Source organism: Nonomuraea fastidiosa (genome assembly GCF_042751225.1).
Taxonomy (GTDB): domain Bacteria; phylum Actinomycetota; class Actinomycetes; order Streptosporangiales; family Streptosporangiaceae; genus Nonomuraea; species Nonomuraea fastidiosa.
Window position 1 is genome coordinate 8,443,068 of sequence record NZ_CP170570.1, and the last position, 22,890, is coordinate 8,465,957.

The 22,890-nt window shown below is 71.3% G+C and carries 25 protein-coding genes and 1 pseudogene; 16 read left to right on the forward strand and 10 right to left on the reverse strand.

Annotated features, from left to right (window positions below; genetic code table 11):
* The first annotated feature begins 25 nt into the window (after nt 1-25).
* Nucleotides 26-310, forward strand: coding sequence for a YciI family protein (locus ACFMQL_RS38940; protein WP_364067915.1), 285 nt, complete (start codon nt 26-28; stop codon nt 308-310).
* Nucleotides 311-368: 58 nt separating this feature from the next.
* Here the strand turns inward: ACFMQL_RS38940 and ACFMQL_RS38945 are convergent, their stop codons facing one another.
* A complete protein-coding gene (locus ACFMQL_RS38945; protein ID WP_364067917.1) occupies nt 369-800 on the reverse strand; it encodes a nitroreductase family deazaflavin-dependent oxidoreductase in 432 nt (143 codons plus the stop codon).
* A gap of 48 nt (nt 801-848) precedes the next feature.
* Nucleotides 849-1,646 (reverse strand): GNAT family N-acetyltransferase, encoded by a 798-nt coding sequence (locus tag ACFMQL_RS38950; protein WP_378789801.1) that lies wholly within the window; start codon nt 1,644-1,646, stop codon nt 849-851.
* Between the two features lie 168 nt (nt 1,647-1,814).
* On the opposite strand from ACFMQL_RS38950, the gene ACFMQL_RS38955 reads away from it, so the two are divergent.
* From ACFMQL_RS38955 to ACFMQL_RS38965, 3 genes are all read left to right on the forward strand, one after another.
* Complete coding sequence (locus ACFMQL_RS38955; RefSeq protein ID WP_364067921.1) at nt 1,815-3,308, forward strand: phosphoesterase; 1,494 nt, start codon at nt 1,815-1,817, stop codon at nt 3,306-3,308.
* Nucleotides 3,309-3,898: 590 nt separating this feature from the next.
* Nucleotides 3,899-4,549 carry an SPFH domain-containing protein gene (locus ACFMQL_RS38960; RefSeq protein WP_364067923.1) on the forward strand — a complete coding sequence of 217 codons (651 nt, stop codon included), beginning with the start codon at nt 3,899-3,901 and terminating at the stop codon, nt 4,547-4,549.
* On the forward strand, nt 4,546-4,821 hold the full coding sequence (locus ACFMQL_RS38965; RefSeq protein WP_364067925.1) for a hypothetical protein: 276 nt from the start codon (nt 4,546-4,548) through the stop codon (nt 4,819-4,821). The genes ACFMQL_RS38960 and ACFMQL_RS38965 overlap by 4 nt, the downstream gene beginning before the upstream one ends.
* A 237-nt stretch (nt 4,822-5,058) precedes the next feature.
* Here the strand turns inward: ACFMQL_RS38965 and ACFMQL_RS38970 are convergent, their stop codons facing one another.
* From ACFMQL_RS38970 to ACFMQL_RS38980, 3 genes are all read right to left on the reverse strand, one after another.
* Entirely contained in the window at nt 5,059-5,367 is a 309-nt protein-coding gene (locus tag ACFMQL_RS38970; RefSeq protein ID WP_364067927.1) for a hypothetical protein, read from the reverse strand.
* 103 nt (nt 5,368-5,470) lie between these two features.
* Nucleotides 5,471-6,709, reverse strand: coding sequence for an Ig-like domain-containing protein (locus ACFMQL_RS38975; RefSeq protein WP_364067929.1), 1,239 nt, complete (start codon nt 6,707-6,709; stop codon nt 5,471-5,473).
* A gap of 192 nt (nt 6,710-6,901) precedes the next feature.
* Entirely contained in the window at nt 6,902-8,734 is a 1,833-nt protein-coding gene (locus ACFMQL_RS38980; RefSeq protein ID WP_378789804.1) for a serine hydrolase domain-containing protein, read from the reverse strand.
* Between the two features lie 119 nt (nt 8,735-8,853).
* On the opposite strand from ACFMQL_RS38980, the gene ACFMQL_RS38985 reads away from it, so the two are divergent.
* Complete coding sequence (locus ACFMQL_RS38985; RefSeq protein ID WP_364067933.1) at nt 8,854-8,991, forward strand: hypothetical protein; 138 nt, start codon at nt 8,854-8,856, stop codon at nt 8,989-8,991.
* On the opposite strand, the gene ACFMQL_RS38990 is transcribed toward ACFMQL_RS38985, so the two are convergent.
* On the reverse strand, nt 8,975-10,483 hold the full coding sequence (locus ACFMQL_RS38990; protein ID WP_378789806.1) for an alkaline phosphatase D family protein: 1,509 nt from the start codon (nt 10,481-10,483) through the stop codon (nt 8,975-8,977). The genes ACFMQL_RS38985 and ACFMQL_RS38990 overlap by 17 nt on opposite strands.
* Nucleotides 10,484-10,704: 221 nt before the next feature.
* Between ACFMQL_RS38990 and ACFMQL_RS38995 the strand changes: the two genes are divergently transcribed.
* Complete coding sequence (locus ACFMQL_RS38995; protein ID WP_364067937.1) at nt 10,705-11,655, forward strand: teichoic acid biosynthesis protein C; 951 nt, start codon at nt 10,705-10,707, stop codon at nt 11,653-11,655.
* A gap of 123 nt (nt 11,656-11,778) precedes the next feature.
* Here the strand turns inward: ACFMQL_RS38995 and ACFMQL_RS39000 are convergent, their stop codons facing one another.
* A complete protein-coding gene (locus ACFMQL_RS39000; protein WP_364067939.1) occupies nt 11,779-12,153 on the reverse strand; it encodes a helix-turn-helix domain-containing protein in 375 nt (124 codons plus the stop codon).
* A gap of 102 nt (nt 12,154-12,255) precedes the next feature.
* Between ACFMQL_RS39000 and ACFMQL_RS39005 the strand changes: the two genes are divergently transcribed.
* From ACFMQL_RS39005 to ACFMQL_RS39020, 4 genes are all read left to right on the forward strand, one after another.
* Nucleotides 12,256-12,858 (forward strand): LLM class flavin-dependent oxidoreductase, encoded by a 603-nt coding sequence (locus ACFMQL_RS39005; RefSeq protein ID WP_378789808.1) that lies wholly within the window; start codon nt 12,256-12,258, stop codon nt 12,856-12,858.
* A gap of 26 nt (nt 12,859-12,884) precedes the next feature.
* Nucleotides 12,885-13,898, forward strand: a complete 1,014-nt coding sequence (locus ACFMQL_RS39010) for an NADPH:quinone reductase (RefSeq protein WP_364067943.1) — start codon at nt 12,885-12,887, stop codon at nt 13,896-13,898.
* Between the two features lie 229 nt (nt 13,899-14,127).
* A complete protein-coding gene (locus ACFMQL_RS39015) occupies nt 14,128-14,529 on the forward strand; it encodes a hypothetical protein (protein ID WP_364067945.1) in 402 nt (133 codons plus the stop codon).
* Between the two features lie 10 nt (nt 14,530-14,539).
* Complete coding sequence (locus tag ACFMQL_RS39020; RefSeq protein ID WP_364067946.1) at nt 14,540-15,490, forward strand: hypothetical protein; 951 nt, start codon at nt 14,540-14,542, stop codon at nt 15,488-15,490.
* 165 nt (nt 15,491-15,655) lie between these two features.
* Here ACFMQL_RS39020 and ACFMQL_RS39025 read toward each other — a convergent pair whose 3' ends face one another.
* The 3 genes from ACFMQL_RS39025 to ACFMQL_RS39035 all read right to left on the reverse strand — a co-directional run bounded on the left by ACFMQL_RS39025 (nt 15,656) and on the right by ACFMQL_RS39035 (nt 17,969).
* Complete coding sequence (locus ACFMQL_RS39025) at nt 15,656-15,964, reverse strand: YbaB/EbfC family nucleoid-associated protein (protein ID WP_364067947.1); 309 nt, start codon at nt 15,962-15,964, stop codon at nt 15,656-15,658.
* A 204-nt stretch (nt 15,965-16,168) separates the two neighbouring features.
* Nucleotides 16,169-17,410: an FAD-dependent oxidoreductase gene (locus ACFMQL_RS39030; protein ID WP_378790261.1), complete on the reverse strand. Its 1,242-nt coding sequence runs from the start codon at nt 17,408-17,410 to the stop codon at nt 16,169-16,171.
* 10 nt (nt 17,411-17,420) lie between these two features.
* A complete protein-coding gene (locus ACFMQL_RS39035; protein ID WP_364067948.1) occupies nt 17,421-17,969 on the reverse strand; it encodes an OsmC family protein in 549 nt (182 codons plus the stop codon).
* A 79-nt stretch (nt 17,970-18,048) separates the two neighbouring features.
* Between ACFMQL_RS39035 and ACFMQL_RS39040 the strand changes: the two genes are divergently transcribed.
* The 6 genes and pseudogenes from ACFMQL_RS39040 to ACFMQL_RS39065 all read left to right on the forward strand — a co-directional run bounded on the left by ACFMQL_RS39040 (nt 18,049) and on the right by ACFMQL_RS39065 (nt 22,757).
* Nucleotides 18,049-19,269, forward strand: a complete 1,221-nt coding sequence (locus tag ACFMQL_RS39040; protein WP_364067949.1) for a homoserine O-acetyltransferase — start codon at nt 18,049-18,051, stop codon at nt 19,267-19,269.
* On the forward strand, nt 19,266-20,624 hold the full coding sequence (locus tag ACFMQL_RS39045; RefSeq protein ID WP_378789812.1) for an O-acetylhomoserine aminocarboxypropyltransferase/cysteine synthase family protein: 1,359 nt from the start codon (nt 19,266-19,268) through the stop codon (nt 20,622-20,624). The genes ACFMQL_RS39040 and ACFMQL_RS39045 overlap by 4 nt, the downstream gene beginning before the upstream one ends.
* Nucleotides 20,621-21,103, forward strand: coding sequence for a CoA-binding protein (locus tag ACFMQL_RS39050; RefSeq protein WP_364067951.1), 483 nt, complete (start codon nt 20,621-20,623; stop codon nt 21,101-21,103). Before ACFMQL_RS39045 ends, ACFMQL_RS39050 begins: the two co-directional genes overlap by 4 nt.
* Nucleotides 21,104-21,196: 93 nt before the next feature.
* Nucleotides 21,197-21,964: a DUF899 family protein gene (locus ACFMQL_RS39055; protein WP_364067952.1), complete on the forward strand. Its 768-nt coding sequence runs from the start codon at nt 21,197-21,199 to the stop codon at nt 21,962-21,964.
* Nucleotides 21,965-21,985: 21 nt separating this feature from the next.
* Nucleotides 21,986-22,117: pseudogene (locus tag ACFMQL_RS39060) on the forward strand (S-adenosylmethionine--2-demethylmenaquinone methyltransferase); the annotation flags it as partial.
* 424 nt (nt 22,118-22,541) lie between these two features.
* A complete protein-coding gene (locus tag ACFMQL_RS39065) occupies nt 22,542-22,757 on the forward strand; it encodes a hypothetical protein (protein WP_364067953.1) in 216 nt (71 codons plus the stop codon).
* Nucleotides 22,758-22,890: the final 133 nt, after the last annotated feature.

Here is a 22,890-nt window from a genome sequence, read left to right on the forward strand (position 1 = left end):
CACTGATGAAAGGAATCAACCCGCCATGGCACTGTTCGTCCTGACCTACGGCTATCACGACACCCCGCTGCGCGCCGAGCGCCGCGACGACCATCTCGCCCATCTGAACAAGCTGTACGAGCAGGGCAGCCTCGTCGCCGCCGGACCGTACACGGACCTGACGGAAGGCATGATCGTGTTGCGTGCGGAGGACGAGAAGGCGGCGCAGGCGCTCGTCGAGCAGGACCCGTACACGCAGCTCGGCGTCACCAAGGACCGGCGGCTGCGCGAGTGGCGCGTGACGGTCGGCGCCCTGTCCGCCGGATCCTGACACCATGGACTCCGCCGCCGTCGCCTCTTGTGCCGGACGGGCGACGGCGGCGGGCTCGTCACTGCGGATCGAGCACGAACACCGGGATGCGGCGCTCGGTCTTCTCCTGGTACTCGGCGTACGGCGGGAAGGCCGCGACCGCCCGCTCCCACCAGGCCGCCCGCTCCTCACCGTCGACCTCGCGGGCGACGTAGGTGCGGGTCACGGTGCCGTCCTGAAGCCGGATCTCAGGGTGGGCCTTGATGTTGTAGTACCACGTCGGGTGCTCGGGAGCGCCGCCCTTGGACGCCACGACCGCGTAGCTGCCCTCGTGCTCCACCCGCATGACCGGCGTGTAACGCAGCTTGCCGGTCTTCGCTCCGCGCAGGGTCAGCAGCACCACCTGCCGTCCCCCGACGTCAATGCCTTCGGTGGTGCCGGTCTCCAGGATCTTCTTCGTCTGCTCCCGCACCCAGTCGGTGGGGCTCAGCTCGACGTTCTGGTCAGCCATGGGAGCGATCAACAACGGGCGCGCCGATCTCATTCCCGGTTGTGCGGGTCAGGCGGCCACCCAGTCGTGGTTCTCGCGTACGAGGGTGAACCCGGCCGAGCGGTAGAGCGCCACCGCCGGTGTGAGCGACTTCGGAGTGACGACGGCGACCGCGCTCGCCCCGCGCTCGACCAGCGCCGCGCAGGTGGCCAGCACCGCTTCGCGGCCGTAGCCGTGGCCCCGGTGATCGGCGTGGGTGCCGACGGGTTCGAGCAGCGCGCACCTGCCCTCGCCCGCGAACCAGCCGGTCACGGCGGCGGCGGGCGCCCCTTCCGGCGTGCGTACGAGCGCCTCCACCGCGAGGTCACCCGCCGGTGAGCGCTTCATGGCGTGCCAGCGCTCGACCGTGAACGTCGAGCCGGGGAACGCCGAGCGCTGCACGAGCACCCGATCGGCGGCGGAGCCGGCGTCGACGAACTCGGCGCGGGGCGTGGCCACCGGGCGCGGGGTCCACGTCAGGGCGACCCAGGGGTCCTCAAGCTCGCGCCGGAACCCGGGCATCGGCAGGCCGTCGGTACGGCGCTCGTCCGGTGCGAGCAGCTCCTCGGCGTCCGCCGCGATCGCCTCCACGTCGGCGCCCGGCGCGGTCGTCACGCGCAGCGCCTTGCCGTCGAGGAACCCGGCCGCCACCGGCGTGCCGCCGACGGTCCAGAGATACACGACCGCGTCCTCGAACCGGAGATACCACCCGATGTCGCCGGGGTGCACGCCGCCGGCGGGGACGTCTTCCGGGGTCCATTCACTCAGCGCGCGCAGCGCCGGGCCGGCCTGCTCGGGGGCCAGGTGGTGCCGGACAAGCGGAATCATGAACGGCAGGCTAACCATCGCTCTCCGGCCGTCTCAAACGCTTTTCCGGCGCCGCGACCGCCTGGCGTGCACTGTTCCCCTGGGCGCCAGCGCGGCTTCATACGTCGTTCATGCCCGTATCAGAGATTTGTCGGCTGTCACCCTCTTTATTGCAGGAAAGGCAGCACCGTGAAGAACAAGAAGGCCGAGGAGACCGAGCACTCCGGGCTTTCCCGCCGCCGGCTGGTCAAGTACGCGGGCATCGGCGCGACCCTCGCCGCCGCGGCGCCCCTCGCAGGCGGCACCCCCGCACAGGCCGACGACGAGCGCAAGTTCGGCCACGGCGGCAATCAGGGCCGCATGTGGCGGGCCGGCGACCACCACGTCCACTCCGAGTACAGCGGCGAGTTCGACACCAAGACGAACCCGCCCACCTTCCACAAAGGCGCGGACGCCGTCTACCCGATCGTCACCAACGCCATCATGGCCAAGTACTTCGGCCTGACCTGGGCGATGTGCACCGACCACGGCGGCCCCACGCACTCCAAGGTCAACCTCGAGCAGGCCTACCCCGACCTGCTGCGGTCGCGGGTGCTGGTGCCCGAGGTGCTGCAGTTCTGGGGCATGGAGTTCGACGCGCCCGCGCTCGACCACCACACGCTGATGATCCCCCACCACGAGGGCGAGGCGCAGCAGCTGTTCGAGCTGGAGAGCCGCTTCGCCAAGCACGACGCCTTCCCCGCCGACCCCGGCCGCGACACCGAGGCCAAGATGGTCGAGTTCCTCAAGGCCGCCCGCGCCATGCCGCGCAAGCCGCTGGTGATCGCCCACCACGCCTCCCGGTCGGCGACCGGGCTCGGCGTGTGGGGTCAGGACACGCCGCGCGAGTTCCGTAACGGCAACAACGCCGCACCCGACGTGTACGTCGGCTTCGAGGGCGCGCCCGGACACCAGGCAGGACCGCTCAACGGCGGCGCGCGCGGCGGCTACGGCAACCACCCCACCTACGGCGGCTTCGACCAGATGACCGCCCGCGTCGGCGGCCTGTGGGACGCGCTGCTCGGCGAGGGACGCCACTGGTGGATCACCGCCACGTCCGACTCGCACGTCCACTGGACGCGCGGCGGCTCCGACTTCTGGCCCGGCGAGTACAGCAAGACGTACGTGGCGGCCCGCCAGGACTACGACGACATCATGGACGCCCTGCGCAACGGCCGGATCTTCGTCACCACCGGTGACCTCATCACCGCGCTCGACGTCACCGCCGCCGCCCAGGGTCGCCGCGCCACGGTCAGCGAGACGCTCGTGATCAACTCGCGTGGCCGCGACGACGTCGAGGTGGAGATCCGCTTCCGGCCGCTGAACGGCAGGAACGCCAACGGCGACCACCCCGAGGTGCGGCGCGTCGACCTCATCGTCGGCCAGGTCACCGGCGTCAGCGCCGACCTGGACGCCGACACCAACCCCACCACCAAGGTCGTGGCCCGCTTCGGCCCGAACGACTGGCGCCGCCAGGGCCAGGACCGCGTCATCCGCTACACGCTGCGCGACGTCGGCCACGACAGCTACCTGCGGGTGCGCGGCACCAGCACCGACGAGATGGAGCCGCAGGCGGACGGCAAGGAGAGCCCGTGGGAAGACCTGTGGTTCTACTCGAACCCGGTCTTCATCCGCGTCCGCTGACCCGCCACGCCGGGGACACGCGCCGGTCGCCTCACACCGGGGACACCCGTCGGCGCCTCACACCGGCTGCGGCCCCGCGGCGAAGAACCGCAGCGCGGCCGCCCGGTCCCGACGCAGCGCCGGGCGGATGAACGCGCGCCGCGCACCAGCGGGCCTCGAACAGCTCGTCCACCAGCCGGCCGCTGCACGCGGTGCCAGGCCGCGACGCGACCCCTTCCCGAGATGCGGAGAACACCCGTACACCCGCGCGCCTCGGCCCTTCGGCACGACGGGCGCCAAGGTGAAGCTCAACCGGCCGCCCGCGGCGCCTCCTGAGCGGCCCGCCGCAGCACCTCCCGCCCGACCTGCCCCCACTCCTCACCCACGGATCAGCCACGAACCGGACCTGCCAGGGGGACGAAGATCGGCATACCGGCCATGCTGGCACACCTCGGCCTCCCAGCGTCGGCCTCACCGGAACGCGTCTGCATGGTTTCCACCCGCGGAGATGGGTGCTGAGCCCGATGGTGGCGGCATCAGGCGCCGACCAAGCTGGTAACCAGGCGAACCCGATTCCCGGCAAACGGAACGAACGGTGAGGGGGTGAGGGTATGACGAACGACCGGACGACCTCCCTCTATCAGGCGTTCACGGTGGCGGAGCCGCTGATGTGGCTGTTCGTGGCCCTGCTGCCGCTCGCCGCGCTCGCCGCCCGGACGCTGCGCGTGGTCGGGGAGGACGAGCGGCTCGTGGTGCACCGGCTCGGGCGCGCGGCCGGGGTGCGCGGTCCCGGGCTCGTCGTCGTGTGGCCGCTCATGGAGCGCGCGGTACGGGTGTCGCTGCGCCTGACCTACCTGGACCTGTTCGCCAAGGAGCTGGTCACCCGCGACGGCGTGACCGTGCAGGTCAGGGCGACCGCCGTGGCGGCCGTCGAGGACCCCGTACGGTACGCGAGCGCTGCCGACGGCCCGCTGACCGCCACCACGATCGCCGCCGAGGCGGAGCTGCGCAGGGAGGTCGGCCGTCGGGACCTGGCCGACCTTCCCGGCCTGGTCACGCACGCCGGACCCGACCTCGCGGAGCGGGTCAGCCGGGCGGCGCGGCGGTGGGGCGTACGCGTCACCCTGCTCTCCGTCACCGACGTCCAGGTCCCGCTCCGGGGCGAGCTGATCGCCCGCGTCCGGCGAGCGGAGGTCCCGCGCCGTCCCGACCCCGCCCCCGCGGCAGCAGTGCCCCTCACGGAAGGAGACACCCACCGGTGAACATCACGCACACCCACGTCCCAGGCAATGGCACCGTCCATCACTGCGACACCCGGCGAGGCGACCACCTCGCCGTCATCGTCAGCGCCGGCGGGCAGCGCACGATCATCCTGTACGACCGGCAGAACCCCGACACCCCGGCGGTCACCCTGGAGCTCGACCAGGTGGAGGCCGACCAGCTCGCCGACCTGCTGCACAGCCGTCCGCTCGCCGACCGGCTGGCCGCGGTCGAGCAGCGCCTGGAGGACATCCTGCACGAGGCTCGCGGGTAGCGTCCCGCACGGCGGCGGCGTGCCGCCCTGAGCGGCGGCCCACGGTGGTGGCGGGCCGCCCCTGAGCGGCGGCCCGCCACCTGCCGCCTGCAGCCGACCGCCTCTCAGCCCGGCCTGTCACCGCCGGCCAGAAGCCGACCGCCACAGCGTGACCCGCCACCGCCAACCTGAAGCCGGCCACCACTCAGCGCGGCCCCACCGCCGGCCAGGATCCGGTCGTGTCGGGTCGACGTCGGGTCAGCAGGTGTTCGCGCCGTCGAAGGAGCGGACGCCTCTGAAGACCTGTGAGGAGATGGTCTTACCGGGATCGACGGTCTGGCAGTCGCCGTCCATCCCGCGTCCCCACATGATCTTCAGGCGCAGGCGGGTCTTGCAGTCGTTGCGGGCGAAACCGGTCTTGGTGAACCGGCCTGTGGTCTGCCAGACGGCCACGCACATCGGGGCGTTGCCCTCGGGCGCGGCGCTCCACGCCGGAGCCGGGGCCGAGGCGAACAGGCAGGCCAGGGCGGCGAGTCCGGTGGTCATCGTTCTTGCGGCAAGGTTCATCGGGTTACTCCATCCAAAAGGTCAGGCGTCCATCGACGTCCCAGCAGGTCAAGGCGCCCCTCGAAGCCCCAGCGGGTCAGGCGTCCGTTAAGGGCCTGGTGGGTCAGGCGTCGGTCGAGGTCCCGCCGGGTGAGGTGTCGGTCGAGGTCTTGAGCGCGCTGCCGGCCAGCCACTCCTCCCACGTCTTGGTCCAGGGCGTCGGGCCGTTGCCGAAGCGCAGCTTGCGCGAGGTACCCGTGATCTTGATGATGTCGCCGCGCTGGGTGAAGTTGTAGAACCAGTGGGCGTTGGCGGTGCTGGCGTTGACGCAGCCGTGGCTGACGTTGCGGCGGCCCTGGTCGCCGACCGACCAGGGCGCGGCGTGGAAGAACATGCCGCTGTAGGTGAGCCGGACGTTCCACTTGGTGCGGTGCAGGTACTCGCCCGGGATGCCGATGGTCGCGGAGTCCATGAGGAAGTCCGGCGCCTTCTCCTGGGCGATCATGGTGCCGGAGTAGCTCTCGTAGCCGGGCTTGCCCAGGCTGACCGGGATGGTCTTGACGACCTTGCCGTTGCTGCGGACGACCGCCCTGTGGGTCTTGTTGTTGATCGTGGTGATGTGGCGGGGCCCGACGGTGAAGTGCACGGTACGATCCTTGGCGCCCCACACGTCGCGCCCGATCCGCAGCCCGGCCATGTGGGCGACCACGGTGACCTTCTCCCCGACCGGCCAGTACGTACGGGGCCGGTACTGCACCTCCCGATCGCTCACCCAGCTCCACGCGCCCTCGACCGGTTTGGACATGTGGACCGTGAGCGACCGCTCGACGGCCGCGCGGTCCTTCTGCGTGGTGACCGGCTTCGACAGCAGGAGCTGGATGGGCATGCCGACGCCGACCTTCTCGCCCTCGAGCGGCGACATGCCGGTCTCGAGCACGCGCTTCGGCTTCAGCGTGGTGAACGCGGCCCGCTCGGTGACCGTCTTCCCGCCGTCGGGCGCGGCGGCCTGGGCCCGTACGGTGTAGGCGGACGACGGCTTGAACGGCCACGCCGGACGCCACGTCCCGTCGGCGGCCAGGCGGCCGGGCACCTCGCGGCCTTTGGCGTCGGTGACGGACACCGAGGTGATCTCGCCGCCGGTGACCTTGAGGCCGATCCCGGTGTCCGGCGGCACCCGCTTCGCGCCGTGGGCCGGGGTGATCGACAGCGCGGGCGGCGGGAGCGGGGCCCGGCGCGGCTTCTCCGGCGGCGGGCCGGAGTCACCGGCCGGTGCGCAGGCGGCGGTGCCGAGCAGCACCGCCGCGCAGGTGCTGATGAGTATGGTGCCGCCGTTCCGCATCGCCGACGCCTCCGATTCCCCCATATGTCCGACTAGGTAGCCCCTTGGCGGGACGGTGAGCGTTATGCCCGTGACTGAGGGTAATCATGCTGACATTCTGTGACCAGTCGGTGATCATCGGTGATGCACGTCTTGGGACCCCTGTAGCCGGTCGGCGTCCGGACACCTTCAGGGCCGCGCGCGGGGCGGCGGCCGGGCCGGGCTCGGCCGCGACGGTCAGCCCCAGCCGTACACCTTCTTGATGGCCGCGCCGATCTCCGTCACCAGCGCCGTGTCGCTGCCGTTCGCCAGCACCGCATACCCGGCGCCCAGCTTCGGGAAGCCCTCGAACAGCGACCTGAAGCCGTAGTTGGAGCCGTCGTGCCGGTACGAGAAGCGGTCGGTGCCGGCGCCTGCGAGGAACACGCCGCGGCCCATGGTGGGCTGCGGGCCCTTGGTGAGCATGGTGTGCACCGAGGCCCTGGTCAGCGGGCCGTCGATGTCACCCGACGCGGTGTAGGCGCGGTTGAGGTAGGAGATGAGGCGGCACAGGTCGAGGACCGTGGTGTAGAGGCCGGCGGCGGCCGACTCGGGGTAGCGGTTGCGCTTGCCGGGGATGACCGCGCCGGTCGAGGTGTGGCCGGCGGCCAGCTCGAAGCCGGGCGACAGGGCGTACGAGCTGGACGTCATGCCGAGCGGCGCGAACACCTCGTCGGCCATGTACGCGGCGAAGGGCCGCCCGGTCTGCTGCTCCACCATGCGCTGCAGCAGGACGAACCCGGCGCCCGAGTAGTGGTACTCGGCTCCGGGCGCCGTGGTCAGCTCGATCTTCGGCGAGTTGCCCTCGCCGTTCATGACCTGCAGCAGCGTCGGCACGGCGGCGCTCGGGCCGTAGCCGGCGAAGCCGCCGCCGCCCGCGTCGAAGCCGGAGCAGACGCCGGCCGGCGAGGTGGAGCCGCGGCCGATGACGCCGGCGCGGTGGGTCAGCAGCCGGTCGATGGTGGGCACGGCGTTCGAGGTGAGGCAGGAGCGGCGGCCGAGCGTCCAGCCGAGGAGGGGGCGGACGTCCGCATCGAGGGCGATCTTGCGGGTCTGCAGCAGGCGCAGCACGCCGACCGTGGCGACCGCCTTGCTGATGGAGGCGGCCTGGAACGCGGTCTCGGGGTGCGCCGCCGCGCCGCTGCCGGCCTCCAGCCAGCCGTAGCCGGTGGACCAGGCGATCTTGTTGCCGGTGACCACCGCGACCGCCACGCCGGGCGTCTTGTAGGCGTTCATCCGCTGCCAGATGGTGCCGCCGCCCACGGAGTTCTCGACCTTGCGCACCTTGTCGGCGGGCAGGGACGGCATCTTGCCGCGCGTGCTGAGCGCCCAGCCGCCGGACGGGCTGAAGGCCAGCGAGTGCGTCTGCCAGCCGCCGTTGTAGAGGGTGCCCATGCGGGAGAAGCAGGCGTCGGGGATGCCGCGGGCGAAGTAGGTGTCCTGCGCGACGACCACCCAGCCCTTGGCCTTGGGGAAGGCGACGTGCGTGATGCGGCGGCCGCCCTGCGTCAGGTTGCGCATCATCTGGTAGCACTCGTCGTCGACGCCGCGCGCGTAGAAGCCGTTGGAGGCGAGGACGACCCAGCGGTCGCCACCGGCCGGTGGGAAGGCGACGCACACGACCTGCTGCCCCGCGTCGTAGTACGCGTCGATGCGCTGGCGGCACTCTTCGGGCAGGCCGCGCGCCGACACGCCCTTGTCCGTGGTGATCACCCAGCGGTCGCCGCCCTCGGGCGGGAAGGCCACGCAGGTGATCTGCCGACCGGCCTTCACCAGCGAGCCGAGCTCGGCGAAGCACGCGTCGGGGATGCCGCGGGCGAAGTAGCGGCCGTCCTTGGTGACGATCACCCAGCCGCCGGACGGCGTGAAGGCCAGCGCCGTGATGCCGTACGGGGCCAGCTCGGCGAGCTTGCCGTGCATCTCCTCCGGTACGCCGCTGTCATAGCAGGGGTAGCTCGCGGCGTAGGCGGGCGCGGCGATGCCCGCGCCTGCGGCGGCACCGGCCAATGCCAGGAAACGGCGGCGGTCCATACGATCACTCACTCCTCGCAGAAGGCAATAGCGGGTGATCTTAGCGGCAGACCCATCGTCATGCGCGCGTCCGCGAACCCCCTGGAACGGGCCAACGTTCCGGACGCGGTGGCCGCCGCGTGGCCGCCGCCGTGGAGCCGGGCACGACCGTGGTGGTCGCCGGCGACGGCGCGGCCGGGCTGTGCGCGGTGCCGGCCAACCGGCGGGCGATGAACGCGCGCCGCACCGTCGAGGTGCTCCTCACGCCAGAGCCGTGACCAGGCCGGGGACGCGGTCCTGCAGGGCGAGCGTGGCCGCGGTCTCGGCGGTCGCGCCGGGACGGCTGACGTAGCGCACGATCTTGAAGGCGGCGGTCAGCGTGGTCATGGTGACGTCCACCATGAGGTAGCCGCGGTGGCTCAGGTGGAGCTTCAGGTGCGGGTTCCCGTTCAGCAGCGCATCGGTGGCCGGGTCGATGTCGCGGCCGTCGCCACCGCTGGTGATGGAGGTGACGGCGAGCTCGGCGCCGATCGGGCGCGATGCCGGGTCGTCGTAGTCGAGCACGATGTCGCCCGCCCAGTGCGCGTGGACGTCCCCGGTCAGCACGGCGACGTTGCGAGCGCCCGCCTGCAGCCAGCCCTCGCTGACGCGCATCCGGGCGGCGGTGTAGCCGTCCCAGGCGTCCTGGCGCACCAGGCGGCCCGGTCCGGGGTCGCGGTCGCGCTGGCCGAAGAAGATCTGCTGGCAGACCAGGTCCCAGCGGGCGCGCGAGCGGTGGAAGCCGTCCAGCAGCCACTGCTCCTGGTCCAGGCCGAGCATTGTCCTGCTGGGCCCGTCGGGCGCCGGGCAGTCGTGGAAGCCGGCGCCGCACAGGTGCGGGTCGCGGTACTGGCGGGTGTCGAGCACGTGCAGGGTGGCCAGGCCGCCCCAGCGCAGGCGGCGGTAGAGCTGCATGGCGGTGCCGCCGGGGCGGGCGGCGGGCCGGAGCGGCATGTGCTCGTAGTAGGCGCGGAAGGCGGCCGCGCGGCGTACGGCGGGGATGAGGTTGGTCCAGTTGTTGAGCACCTCGTGGTCGTCCATGACGGCCACCCACGGGGCGGCGGCGTGGGCGGCCCGCAGGTCGGGGTCGGTCTTGTAGAGGGCGTGGCGGCGCCGGTAGTCGGTGAGCGTCATGGCCTCGGGGCCGCCGTGGTCGCGGACGTTGCCGCCGGGGCCGAGCAGGTGGTCGCTGCCCTGCTCGTAGATGTAGTCGCCGAGGTTCACCACGAGGTCGGGACGCTCCGCGGCGAGCGCCGCGTACGCGGTGAAGTAGCCGTGCTGGTAGTTGGCGCAGGAGCAGACGGCCATGCGCAGCGGGGTGCCGGTCGTGCCGGGCGCGGGCGCGGTGAGCGCCCGGCCGATGGGCGAGACGTACGGGCCGGCCTTGAAGCGGTACCAGTACGGCCGGCCGGGCCGCAGGCCCGTCACGGTGACGTGCACGCTGTGGACCCATTCGCGTACGGCGAGGTGGGTGCCGCTGCGGACGACGCGCTTGCCCGCCGGGTCGGCGAAGACCTGCCAGTCGACCGGCACCGGCGTGTCCGGCATGCCGCCGAACCCGTCCTCGGCCAGCGGCTCCGGCGCGAGCCTGGTCCACAGCACGAACCCGCCGGGATCGGGGTCGCCGCTGGCGATGCCGAGCGTGAACGGCTCGCCGAAGCCGGCCGACGGCACCAGGGACGGCAGGCCCGAGGTGAGCCCGGCCGCCAGGAAGGATCTCCTGCTCAACACAGCAAGCATGATCGCCGCGATCGGCATCTATGCGGACGATGACACGCCAGCCACCAGGCAAAGAGCAGATCCGGATCACCCGGTACGGCGGATTATGTCGGTGATGTTACGGCAGTAACACAAGACCCTCGCCTACCTGACACCCCGGTGTTAACCTGACGGCGCGCCTTACCCCCAAGTGCGCGCCCAGCCTGGGCTGTTGAGGAAGGTGACCGCCACGCATGCTTCCTGTAAACGTTTCCCGCAGGCACCTGTTCACCATCGGCGCAGGAGCGGCGGCCGCCGCCGCGCTGGCGGCCGAGCCCGCCGCGGCCGCCGAAGGCCGATTCCAGCTCACCGCCCCATCGACCTCGCTCATCTGGAAGAAGCCGCTGTATGACGAGACCGTCATGCAGTCCTTCGCCTTCGACAACCGCAACGGCCACATCTACACGCTCCAGGTGAAGAACGGCTCCGGCTCCAACGCGGCCGGTGACCTCTGCCTGACCAAGCTCAGCCTGTCCGGCTCGATCCTCGGTCACATGTACCTCATGGGCTTCGGCCACGGCGTGCAGTTCGGCGTCGAGCCGTCGGGCTCGAGCGCGTACATGTGGACGGAGACCGACGGCGTCAGCGACGGCGACAGCTCGCGCGGCACCAGGCTGGCGCGGTTCAAGTTCGTCAACGGGCAGACGCTCACCACGTCGTCGTCGGCGCTCACCAAGCACACGCCGATCCCCGGCGTGCGCAACGTCACCTGCACGATCGACCCGTCGACCAACCGGCTGGTCATGCGCTACTACGACGGCAGCACCTTCCATTTCGCGGCCTACAACCTGGCGGACGTCAAGGCGGGCAGTTACGAGCCGATCTTCCACATCGCCCAGCCGTCCGGGCTCGGCACCTTCCAGGGGTACGCCGCGTACGGCAACTTCGTCTACTTCCTGACCGGCACCGCCTACAGCGACGACAATCCCCCGCCGGGCAACACCTACATCACCTGCCTCGACCTGCGCACCGGCGCCCAGGTGCAGCGGGCCCGCACCGAGGCCGGCCGGTCGCTGGACTTCCGCGAGCCCGAGGGCATGGGCATCCAGATCGCGAGCGGTCAGCCGCGCCTGTGCCTGGGCCTCGCCTCGGGCGTGGCGGGGGCCCGGCTGGCCAGCATCTTCTACAAGAGCCAGATGATCTGACCCGTTCGCCCGTGAGGGCCGGGCGTGACCGGCCCTCACTCCGGTGGGTCCGTGCCCTCACCCCGGCCAGTCCACGCCCTCACCCCGGCCAGTCCACGCCCTTACTCCGGTGAGTCCGTGCCCTTACTCCGGTGGGTCCGTGCCGACGTCCGGCCACCGCTGGAGGTAGTCCGCGATGGGGCGGATCGCGGCGAGCAGGTCGGTGCCGCGCGGCGTGAGCCGGTAGCGCACCGAGACCGGGGTCGTGGGGATGACCGTGCGCTCGACCAGCTTGGCGGTTTCGAGCTGCTTGAGCCGGACGGTGAGCATGCGCGCGGAGATGCCGTCGACCGACGCGGCGATCTCGGTGAACCGCTCGGCGCCCCTGGCCAGCGCGAGCAGCACGCCGGGGGCCCAGCGCTGCCCGACGACCTCGATCGCGCGACCGGCGCGGCGGCACTCGGCCTCGTCGCTGTGGTCCCACAGGGTGCGCGGCGCGTACGTTCTCGGGATGGTCACTTACCCAGCGTAAGTCGGTTCCCAGAAATCTGCGTACTTACTTTGCGTAAGTCGGTTACCGGGCGTTTGTGCGGTCTCGCGGGCGTCGGCAAGCCTTGAGCCATGCCCGACTACGGTCACGAGCTGCGCTCCGGCAGCTTCGTCACACCCATCGCCGACCGGCCGCAAGCGCACGACATCCCCATCTGGCTGGGCGCGTTCAAGCCGCGCCTGCAGCGCGTCGTCGGCCGCAAGGGCGACGGGTGGCTGCCCAGCCTGCCCCGGCTCGAGCCGGGCGGCCTCGCCCGCGGCAACCGCGTCATCGGCGAGGCCGCCACCCGGGCGGGCCGCGACCCGCGCGCCATCACCCGCCTGCTCAACGTCACCCCCGCCGACAAGGCCGAGGACCTCGCCAGGCTCGCCGTCGAAGACGGGGTGCGCGTGTTCATCGTCGCCAGTGACGATCCGGACGAGCTGCGCCGGTTCGCCCGCGAGATCGCCCCCGAGATCCGCGAACGCGTCGCCGAGGCCCGCGCGGAGGACGGCGGCGGCCGGGCCGCCACATTCGGCGGCGCGTACCTGAGCTTCGAGACCGACACCGGACCGCAGGCCCTGGCCCGCGCCTTCCCGCCCGGCCACCTGCGACGGCTGCGGGAGCTCAAGCGCCGCTGGGACCCGACCGGCCTGTTCCGCGACAACTTCCCCATCGACCCTGCGGGCTCCTGACCCGCCACATCCCCGAGGAGAGACAGATGAGAGCCATCCTGTACCGCGAGATCGGCGACCCGTCCGTGCTGAAGCTCATCGAGCGCGACGTGCCCGAGCCGGGGCCCGGCGAGGTCCGGGTACGCGTGCTCACCTCCGGCGTCAACCCCACCGACTGGCGGTCGCGCTCCACGCCCGGCTGGCCGATGCAGTACCCCGAGGTCATCCCGCACCACGACGGCGCCGGCGTGATCGACGCGGTCGGCCCCGATGTCGAGACGTTCGCGCCCGGCGACCGGGTGTGGGTGATGGCGGCGAGCTTCGGCCACCTCACCGGGACCGCGCAGGAGTACACCGTGCTGCCCGTCTCCAAGGTGCGGCCGCTGCCGGACGACGCCTCGTACGAGCTGGGCGCGGCGCTGGGAGTGCCCGCGCTCACCGCGCACCGGGCGCTCACCGTCGCCGAGAACGGGCCGCGCCGCCTGGCCCCGAAGGCACTGGACGGCCGCACCGTGCTGGTGGCGGGCGGCGCGGGCGCCGTCGGGAACGCCGCGATCCAGCTCGCCCGCTGGGCCGGGGCCACCGTGATCAGCACGGTCAGCGGCCCCGGGAAGGCGGCGCTGGCCACGGCTGCCGGCGCGCACCACGTGGTCAACTACCGCGAGGGCGACCCGGTGGCCGGGATCCGCGCGGCGGCCCCCGAGGGCGTGGACATCGTCGTCGAGGTCGCCATCGCCCACAACAAGGACCTCGACCTCGCGGTCATCAAGAACGGCGCCACGATCGCGGTCTACGCCGACGACCGGCCCACGATCGAGCTGGACATCCTCAGCAACCTCCGGCTCGACGTCCGCTACCAGTTCCTGATCCTCTTCACCGACTTCGCGCGGATGGCCGCCGCGGCGGACGACGTCACCGCGGCGCTGCGGGACGGCGCGTTCGGCGCGGGCGAGGAGCACGGCCTGCCCATCCACCGCTTCCCGCTGTCCGAGACGGGCGCGGCCCAGGACGCCGTCCAGATGGGCGCGGTGGGCAAGGTGATCGTCGACCCCACCGCCTGACGTCTGGGTGGTGTCCGCGCGCCGCCTTCGCCCGTACCGGTCCCGCCGAGCGGCAGTGCGGCAAGGCGAGCGGTGGCGGCGCCCCGGCTTACCGCCCCCAAGCGCACACCGGAAATATCATCATTCGTCCCGTTCGCACCTTCGCCTACGCAACGGCAACCGAATGGTCATCTGGTCGAAATGAACGGTGCAGAGACTGGCCACCCAGGCGTCACGCGGGAGGAGTCACGTGAGAATCGATCACTTGGTCATGCGCAACAGCGGGCTGGAGATCCACGACGGAGCGATCGAGTTCGCCATGGCCGTGAGCCGGACCCGGGGGGACCTCGAGCCGCTGCTCCCCTATTTCGGCAACCCCGACAGTGACGAGGCCGCGCGCATCTTCCGCCACGGCACGGAGGGCCACCCCGGATTCGACAACGCCCTGGAGGACCTGGACCAGGCGCTGCGCAACCTGGCGGAGTCGTACAAGGCGATCGGGCAGGGCGTCGTGGCGATGAGCACGAACGTCAAGGCGGCCGAGTGGGCCAGCATGATCGACAAGAACGCGTACCTGAAGAACCTCATCGAGTTCGCCCACCGCGGCGACGATGAGATCCCCGTGCCGTCCACCCCCGTCGAGCGAGACTGAGGAGCGGCACGTGCCCATCGGGCTCGCGACCAAGGTCGCCCTCGGCGGCATGGCGGGCGCCGGCGCCGCCGGCATCCTGGCGCCCGAGTTCCTGTTCGGCATCTCCTACCTGGAGGGCGACCCCCAGAAGATCAGTGAGGCCGCCGACATCCTCGACGAGATCGCCGACGCCATCGACAAGCAGTTCCGCGCGGCGAGCGAAGAGGCCGCCAAGGTGTGGAGTGCGAACGGCGGCCCCGCCGTCGAGGAGTTCACGAGGTTCTGGAACGAGGACTTCGGTCCGGCCGTCATGGCGGTCTCGCTCAAGTACCGCCGGGCCGCCAACGCCTGCCGCGCCTATGCCGACGTCATCGAGAAGGTCAACCACGCGCTCAGGGTGCTGTGCTACATCCTCACGGTGGACATGATGTACACCATCGGCTACCAGGTGGTCACCTGGAAGCTGTTCCAGGCGATCATGAAGCGGCAGGCGCTGCTGCTCATGTTCACGGCGAAGCGGTTCGTCACCATGTTGCTGCCGGCGTTCGCGTACTGGGTGGCCGACAGCGCCCTCTACGCCTCGGGCGAGGTGCTGCTGCCCCTGGGCATCAACAAGCTGGGCGGCATCAAGACCGACATGTCGGGCAACGAGGTGCAGTCGCTCGACCACAACCTCCGGACGTTCCGCGAGAACTTCGTGGCCAACATGGTCTTCGACGGGGTGGTGGACGGCGGCGCCGCGCTGATGGCCAAGGTGCCCGGGCTGCGCGCCGTGGCCACCAACGTGGAGCTGCCGAACGGCGTGACGCTCAACACCGGCAACTTCCTGCCCCGCCTGACGGCCTCGACCGCGTACTCGATGACGCTGGACGTCCAGCACGGCGACAACCCGCTGCCGGGCACCGAGCACGGGCTGACCAAGGAGGACATGTACCAGAAGTTCATCGTGCACGGCACCCGCAGCCTCATCCCGCGCCTGTGACGCGCCGGCCTGCCGCACCTTCGACGCCGGGACGCCGGCCTCATCGCCGGGCGCGGGTCCTGCACTGCCCGGGTCGCGGGCCTACGCCACCCGGGTGCGGGACCTTCGCCACCGGGCGCGGGCCGCGCTCGTCGGCGCGGGTCCCGCGTCACCGGTGCCGGCGGGTCACAGGTAGGGGCGGGTCACCTCCATGAGGCGGCGGGCCGCGTCCTCCGTCGCCCGCCGCGACGCGTCCAGGATCACGTCGGCCAGCTCCTGCGAGCCCATCCGCATCGCGCGCGGGTCGATGTGCAGGCCGGTCAGCTGGCCCGTCGCGGTGACGCGCACGCGGACCTTGCCGTCACGACTCGCCGCCTCGCCGGTGACCTCGCCGACCTGGGCCATGACGTCGGAGAACTCGCGGGAGTTCGCCCGGAACTCCGCCATGACCCGGTCGAGCTCGAGGTCGCCGGTCCGTAGATCACGTTCTGCCATCCCGCATTATTTACAGATCACCCATATAGGTGGCAATGGGTAAAAATCGGGATATAGCGGGTGTGAGGGTGGACGTCCCCGACGCACGGGCACAGACCCCACGGTCGGCCCCGTCACGGCCGCCCGGCCCCGTCACGGCCCCGTCACGGCCGCCCGGCCCCGTCACGGCCCCGTCACGGGGCGCCCCATCACGAGGCGCCTCCGTCACAGCCGTCCGGCCAGGTGGTCGGCGAGATGGGCGATCACCTCGCGGGCGTCGTCCTCGATCCCGTTGATGAACGTGGACCTGCGCCGCCGCAGCACCGGCAGGCCGAGCGCGTACATCCCCGGACTGTCCACCACCCCGCCGTCGTGACGCAGGTGACCCTTCTCGTCGAGCACCGGCACGTCGAGCCACCGGTAGTCCGGCCGGAAACCGGTCGCCCAGATGATCGTGCTGAACTCGCCGCTGCCGAGGTCGATCTGCCAGCGAGCCGACGCGGGCACCCGGGTCGGCTCGAACCGCTCGACCGGCCCCACCTCGCCGTCGCGGCCGCTCTCGCGCGCCCATTCGTCGAACGTGCCGAGCAGCCGGTTCATCTTCAGGTCGGCGAGCGAGAACACGTTGCGCAGGCCGCCGGAGAACAGCGCCTTGCCATCGCGTACCGCGGCCCAGCGACCCACGAGTTCGACGCCCATGTCGGTGAGCGCGTTGAGGTCGAGCGTGGCCCGCTCGGGCGTGCCCACGAGCTGCGGCGACGGCAGCCGCCGCGCCCTGGTCAGGTCGTCGAGCTCGTCGTAGCGCTGGTCCCATACGCCGGAGGCGTCCATCCACCACAGCACGTCGCGCCCGCGGTAGGTGCGGGGCAGCCGGACGTGCTCGCCCACCGAGAGCGTCACCGGCCTGCCGGAGGCGCGGACCTCGGCGGCCAGCTGCACGCCGGTCGCCGAGGCGCCCACGACGAGCACGCCCCCGTCGGGCAGCCGGCCGGGCTCGCGGTACTCGTACGGGGTGATCTGACGCACCCCCGCCGGCACCGCCTCGCTGAAGGACGGCACCGACGGCAGGTTGCAGGCACCGCTGGCGATCACCACCGTGCGGCAGGCGATCTCCCCGCGGTCCGTGGTCACGTGGTAGCCGTCGCCGGAGCGACGTACGGACGTGACGGTCGTCCCGGTGCGCACGGGCGCTCCGGCAAGCGCGGCGAAGCGCTCGATGAACTGCGTCACTTCCTTCGTGGTCATGTAGCCGTCGGGGTCGGGCCCGTCGTAGGCCAGGCCCGGCAGGCGGCTCTGCCAGTTGGGAGTGAGCAGCCGGAAAGAGTCCCATCGCTCGCGCCGCCAGGAGTTGGCGACCTCGCCGCGCTCTATGACCACGTGATCGATCGAGCGCGCGCCTAGGAAGCAGGAGGCGGCGAGGCCGGCGTGCCCCGCGCCGATGACGACCGTCGTGACCCGTTCGATGATGGCCGGCTCCTCAGGCGACTTCGACGGTGACGTTCGTCGGGTTGGTGAGGGCGTCGAACACGGCCGAGCGCTTCTGCGACTGGGCGACCAGGGCCTCGATGTCCTCGCGGGAGGCGTCGGCGTCGATGTTGAACGTCACCTTGATGTCGTTGAAGCCGTTGCGCACGTCGCTGTCGGCACCGAGGATGCCGCGGATGTCGTGGGTGCCTTCGAGCTTGGCCTCGACCGAGCGGAGCTGGATGCCGCGGTTCTGCGCCACGGAGGCGACGCCGGCCGTCAGGCAGCTCGCCAGGCCGACGAGCAGGTACTCGATCGGGGTGATGCCGTTGTCCTCGGCCGCGAAGACCTCGGGGTGGTCGGCGTCGAAGACGGACTCCTTACGGTGGGCGCGCTCCTCGCCGAGACCGTAGAACTCCTTCACGGTGATCGTGCTGTGCACGCCGTTCTGCCACTTCGAGGTGGCCTTCCAGACGAACTGGGCGGCCTCGGGCGCGCCCTTCAACGCGTCGCGCGCCTCAAGGAGTGCCTGCACGTTGACACCGTTGCTGACCGTGGTCATACCTTCGCCCTTCCAGCAGTTCCCGGTTTTCCGGTAGGTATTTGACCATATACCTGGCGTGGCGGCTAGCATAAGCGTCATGTCGCAGCCAGCAAGGACGCCCGCGACCGGCCAGGCCGGCTCCGTGGGCGTCGTCGAGACGCACTATCTCGACCTGCCGGACCCCGTACGGCTCGACTGCGGCACACAGCTGCACCCCGTGCGGGTGGCCTACGAGACCTATGGAACGCTCTCCCCCGAGCGCGACAACGTCATCCTCGTCTGCCACGCGCTCAGCGGCGACGCCCACGCGGCCGGCATCGCCAAGGCGCCGCCCGAGGCGGGCACCCGCGACGGGTTCGGCGCCGAGGAGCGCGACGGCGCGAGCGCCAAGGCACTCGGCTGGTGGGACGGCATGATCGGCCCCGGCAAGGCGTTCGACACCGACCGCTACTTCGTGGTCTCCACCAACCTGCTCGGCGGCTGCCGCGGCACCACGGGCCCGTCCTCCATCGACCCGGCCACCGGCCGCCCGTACGGCTCCGGCTTCCCCGTCATCACGGTCGGCGACATGGTCCGCACCCAGCGGGCCTTCCTCGACGCGCTCGGCATCGAGCGGCTCGCCGCGGTGGCCGGCGGCTCGCTCGGCGGCATGCAGGCGCTCGAATGGGCGGTCAGCTATCCCGACCAGGTCGACTCCATCGTGGTCATCGCCAGCACCCACGCGCTGCACCCGCAGGGCGTCGCATGGAACGCGATCGCCCGCGAGTCGATCATGCGCGACCCGGCCTGGCAGGGCGGCCACTACTACGGCACCGGCCGCGCCCCCGACGCCGGCATGGGCGTCGGACGCATGGTCGGCCACATCACCTACCTGTCGGGGCCCGCGCTTGAGAACAAGTTCGGCCGGCGGCTGCAGTTCTCCGACGACCTGCGCTACACGATCACCGAGCCCGAGTTCGAGGTGGAGAGCTACCTCCGCCACCAGGCCGACTCCTTCGTCAAGCGCTTCGACGCCAACACCTACCTGTACATCTCGCGCGCGCTGACGTACTTCGACCTCGCGCGCCAGCACGGCGGCGGCTCACTCGAACGCGCGCTGGAGCACGTGCGCGCGCGGACGCTGCTGATCGCCTTCAGCTCCGACTGGCTCTACCCGCCGTCGGCGTCCCAGGACATCGAGCAGGCGCTGCGCTCCCTGGGCAAACCGGTAGAGTTCGAAGTGATCGACGCGCCGTACGGCCACGATTGCTTCCTGCTGGAAGAAGCGCGACAGACGCCCATCATCCGCCGGTTCCTTGCCCGTGGCGGGGCCGGGTGAACGTCGAGGAAGAGGCCCTGGTGACCGAGCAACACCCCCGTCAAGAGCAGGCCCGCGCGTTCGGGTTCGAGACCCGGCAGCTGCACGCCGGGCAGCGGCCCGATCCCAACACCGGAGCGCGTGCCGTACCGATTTTCCAGACCACCAGCTACGTCTTCGAGGACCCCGAGTCCGCCGCGGCGTACTTCAACCTCCAGGAGTACGGCAACACCTACTCCCGGATCATGAACCCGACGGTCGCCGTGCTGGAGGAGCGGGTGGCCAACCTGGAGGGCGGCAGCGGCGCGGTGGCCTTCGCCAGCGGCATCGCCGCCCAGGCGGCCGCCCTGTTCACGCTGCTGCAGCCCGGCGACCACGTGGTGTCCTCATCGGCCCTGTACGGCGGCACCGTCAACCAGCTCAAGCACCTGCTGCGCAAGATGAACGTCGAGCTGAGCTGGGTCGATCCCGACGACCCCGACGCCTGGCGCACGGCGGTGCGCCCCAACACCAAGGCGTTCTTCGCCGAGACGATCGGCAACCCGGCGGGCAACGTGCTCGACATCGAGACCGTGGCCGGCATCGCCCACGAGCACGAGCTGCCGCTGATCGTGGACAACACGTTCGCCACGCCGTACCTGTGCCGGCCGATCGAGTGGGGCGCCGACATCGTGGTCCACTCGGCGACCAAGTTCATCGGCGGCCACGGCACCAGCATCGGCGGCGTGGTCGTCGAGGCCGGCACGTTCGACTGGTCCAACGGCCGCTTCCCGGTGGTCGCCGACCCGTCACCCGCCTACCACGGGCTGCGCTTCCACGAGACGTTCGGCATGTACGGCTACCTGATGAAGCTGCGCGCCGAGACGCTGCGCGACCTGGGCGCGGCGATGTCGCCGTTCAACGCCTTCCTGTTCCTGCAGGGCCTGGAGACGCTGTCGCTGCGGATGGAGCGGCACGTCGAGAACGCGCTCGCGGTCGCCGAGTTCCTCGACGGGCACGAGCTGGCCTCCAAGGTCACCTACCCGGGCCTGCCGAGCAGCCCGTACAAGCCGCTGGTCGACAAATACCTGCCGCGCGGCGCGGGCGCGGTGTTCTCCTTCGACTGCGCGGGCGGCCGGGCCGGCGGGCAGGGCCTCATCAGCGGCCTGACGCTCTGGTCCCACCTCGCCAACGTGGGCGACGCCAAGAGCCTGGTCATCCACCCCGCGAGCACGACTCACCGCCAGCTCAGCGACGACGAGCTGACCGCCGCCGGCGTCGGTCCCGGCACGGTGCGGCTGTCGGTCGGCACCGAGTCGGTCGCCGACCTCATCTGGGACCTCGAGCAGGGCTTCGCCCGCGTCGCCGCGACGATCGGCAAGGAGGAGACGGCATGACCGACCTCGCGCGCTACCAGGACCCGCTGACGATCCAGCGGGTGCTGCACGCCACCCGCACGATCGCGATCGTCGGCCTGTCCGGCAACGAGCTGCGGCCCAGCAACTTCGTCGGCTACTACCTCAAGCGCCACGGCTACCAGGTCATCCCGGTCAACCCGCGCGAGAAGGAGATCCTCGGCGAGACCAGCTACCCGAGCCTGTCCGACGTGCCGGTGCCGATCGACCTCGTCGACGTCTTCCGCGCGCCCGACGCCCTGCCCGGCATCGCCCGCGAGGCCGTGGAGGTCAAGGCGGGGGCGCTGTGGTGCCAGTTCGGGGTGATCAACGAGGAGGGCGCGCGGATCGCCGAGGACGCCGGCCTGCCCGTGATCATGGACAGGTGCCTGAAGGTCGAGCACGCCCGCTACGTCGGGCGCATGCACTGGCTCGGCTTCAACACCCAGCGCATCACGTCCGTGCGGTCGGGGCTGCAGTAGCCGGTCCGGGCTCCGATGAGTTTCCCGCGGGTCTCTGGTCTGTCCAGGTGCGGGTAGGAGGCTCCTACCTGGACACACATACCGGAGGACACCGTGACCACCACGCCCGGCGGCACCGGCCGCCCGCCCATCGTCGATCTGGCCACCTGGCAGGCCGCCCGCGACGAGCTGTTGCTCCGCGAGAAGGCCCACACCCGCGAGGGCGACGCCATCGCCGCCGCCCGCCGCAGGCTGCCGATGGTGGAGTTCGACGGTTCCGTGGAGGTGACCGGGCCCGACGGCCCGGTCCCGTTCATCGAGCTGTTCCAGGGGCGCGACGAGCTCATCGTCTACAAGCACATGTGGTACGACGGCGCGCCGCCGCAGGGCCAGTGCGAGGGCTGCACCACCACGGCCTGGCACCTGCGGGACGCCGTCTACCTCAACGCGCGCGGCGTCTCCTTCGCCATCGTGACCACCGGCGCGTGGGACGAGGTCGCCGAGTACGTCGCGTTCATGGGCTACACCCAGCCCTGGTACTCCGTGCGCGACATCGAAGGCCCTGCCGGCGGGCCGATGGGCTACCTCACCAGCTACCTGCGCGACGGCGACCGCACCTTTCTCACCTACTCCACGACCGGCCGCGGCACCGAACCGGCCAACCCGACCATGGCGCTGCTCGACATGACGCCGTACGGGCGCGGCGAGACCTGGGAGGACAAGCCCGACGGCTGGCCCGAGGGGCGGCACGCCTGCTGGTACTGGCGCACGGACGCCGACGGGAACTCCACGTGGGGCCCCACCAGCCGCCCCACCGCGCAGTGGACCCGCCCCGGCGCCACCCCCGTCACCACCCTCGGCCGCCACGGCACCTACCACTGACCCTCGCCGGCCGCGCCATCCGGCGGGCGCCGCGCCTTCTCCGGCCGGATCGTGACCGTGCGCTGCCACGAGGACAACGCCCTGCTCAAGTCCGTGCTGTCGGAGCCCGGTGAGGGGCGCGTGCTGGTGGTGGACGGCGGCGCCAGCTTCCGGCCAGGGGCCGAGCTGTTCTCCGACGACGACGGCATCCTGGTGACGCGAGGTTGAGCGCCCCGGCCTTTACAACGTAGATCACCGAATGTGCCGACCGGGCCCGTTGCGGCGGGCAGGGCCATCGAGCCTTCCACGGCCGCCCGGCGCGGCGAGCCGGCCGCGCCGGCGGCGGCCATCAGCGTGACGGCACCATACGCGGCGCTCCGATGCGGGCGGGCTCACCGCACGACGCTCGGGGAACAGCGTCACAATTCGGCAGAGTTACGGGGCAAAACCCCCATTTCGGGGCATTCTCCCAGCGTTTTTTGTGGTCCGAGTGATAGAAGTTTCCGAAGTGCCGAGACGCCGATTCGTTCGAGGTTCATGGTCGGACGGCGGCGCAAGATCGTGATGGCCCGGCTTGTGCAGGACATGGGAGGTGCCGGTGACGGAGGAGCGGCAGGGCGCCATCGCCGAACCGGTGATGGAGCGGCGGATGTCGGCCCGGCCCGCGACCGGCGAGGAGGCCGGCCGGAGCCTGCCACGGCGAACGGGGGAAACGCTGGACGCCGCTGACCGGTTGCGCGCCGCGATCGACAGCACGTTGCAGACGGACGCCGACATCCGGCACGGCCTGACCCGAATGACGCGGGAAGTCTGAACGGCGGTTCATGGCGGCGCACTCGGGGGGCCCGAACATCCAGACCCCTGGCGGGTACTTCGCCGGGGACCAGATCGTCCGGATCGACAGCGACGTTCAGCCTGCTTGGGAGAGCGAGTCGCTGCCGGATTGG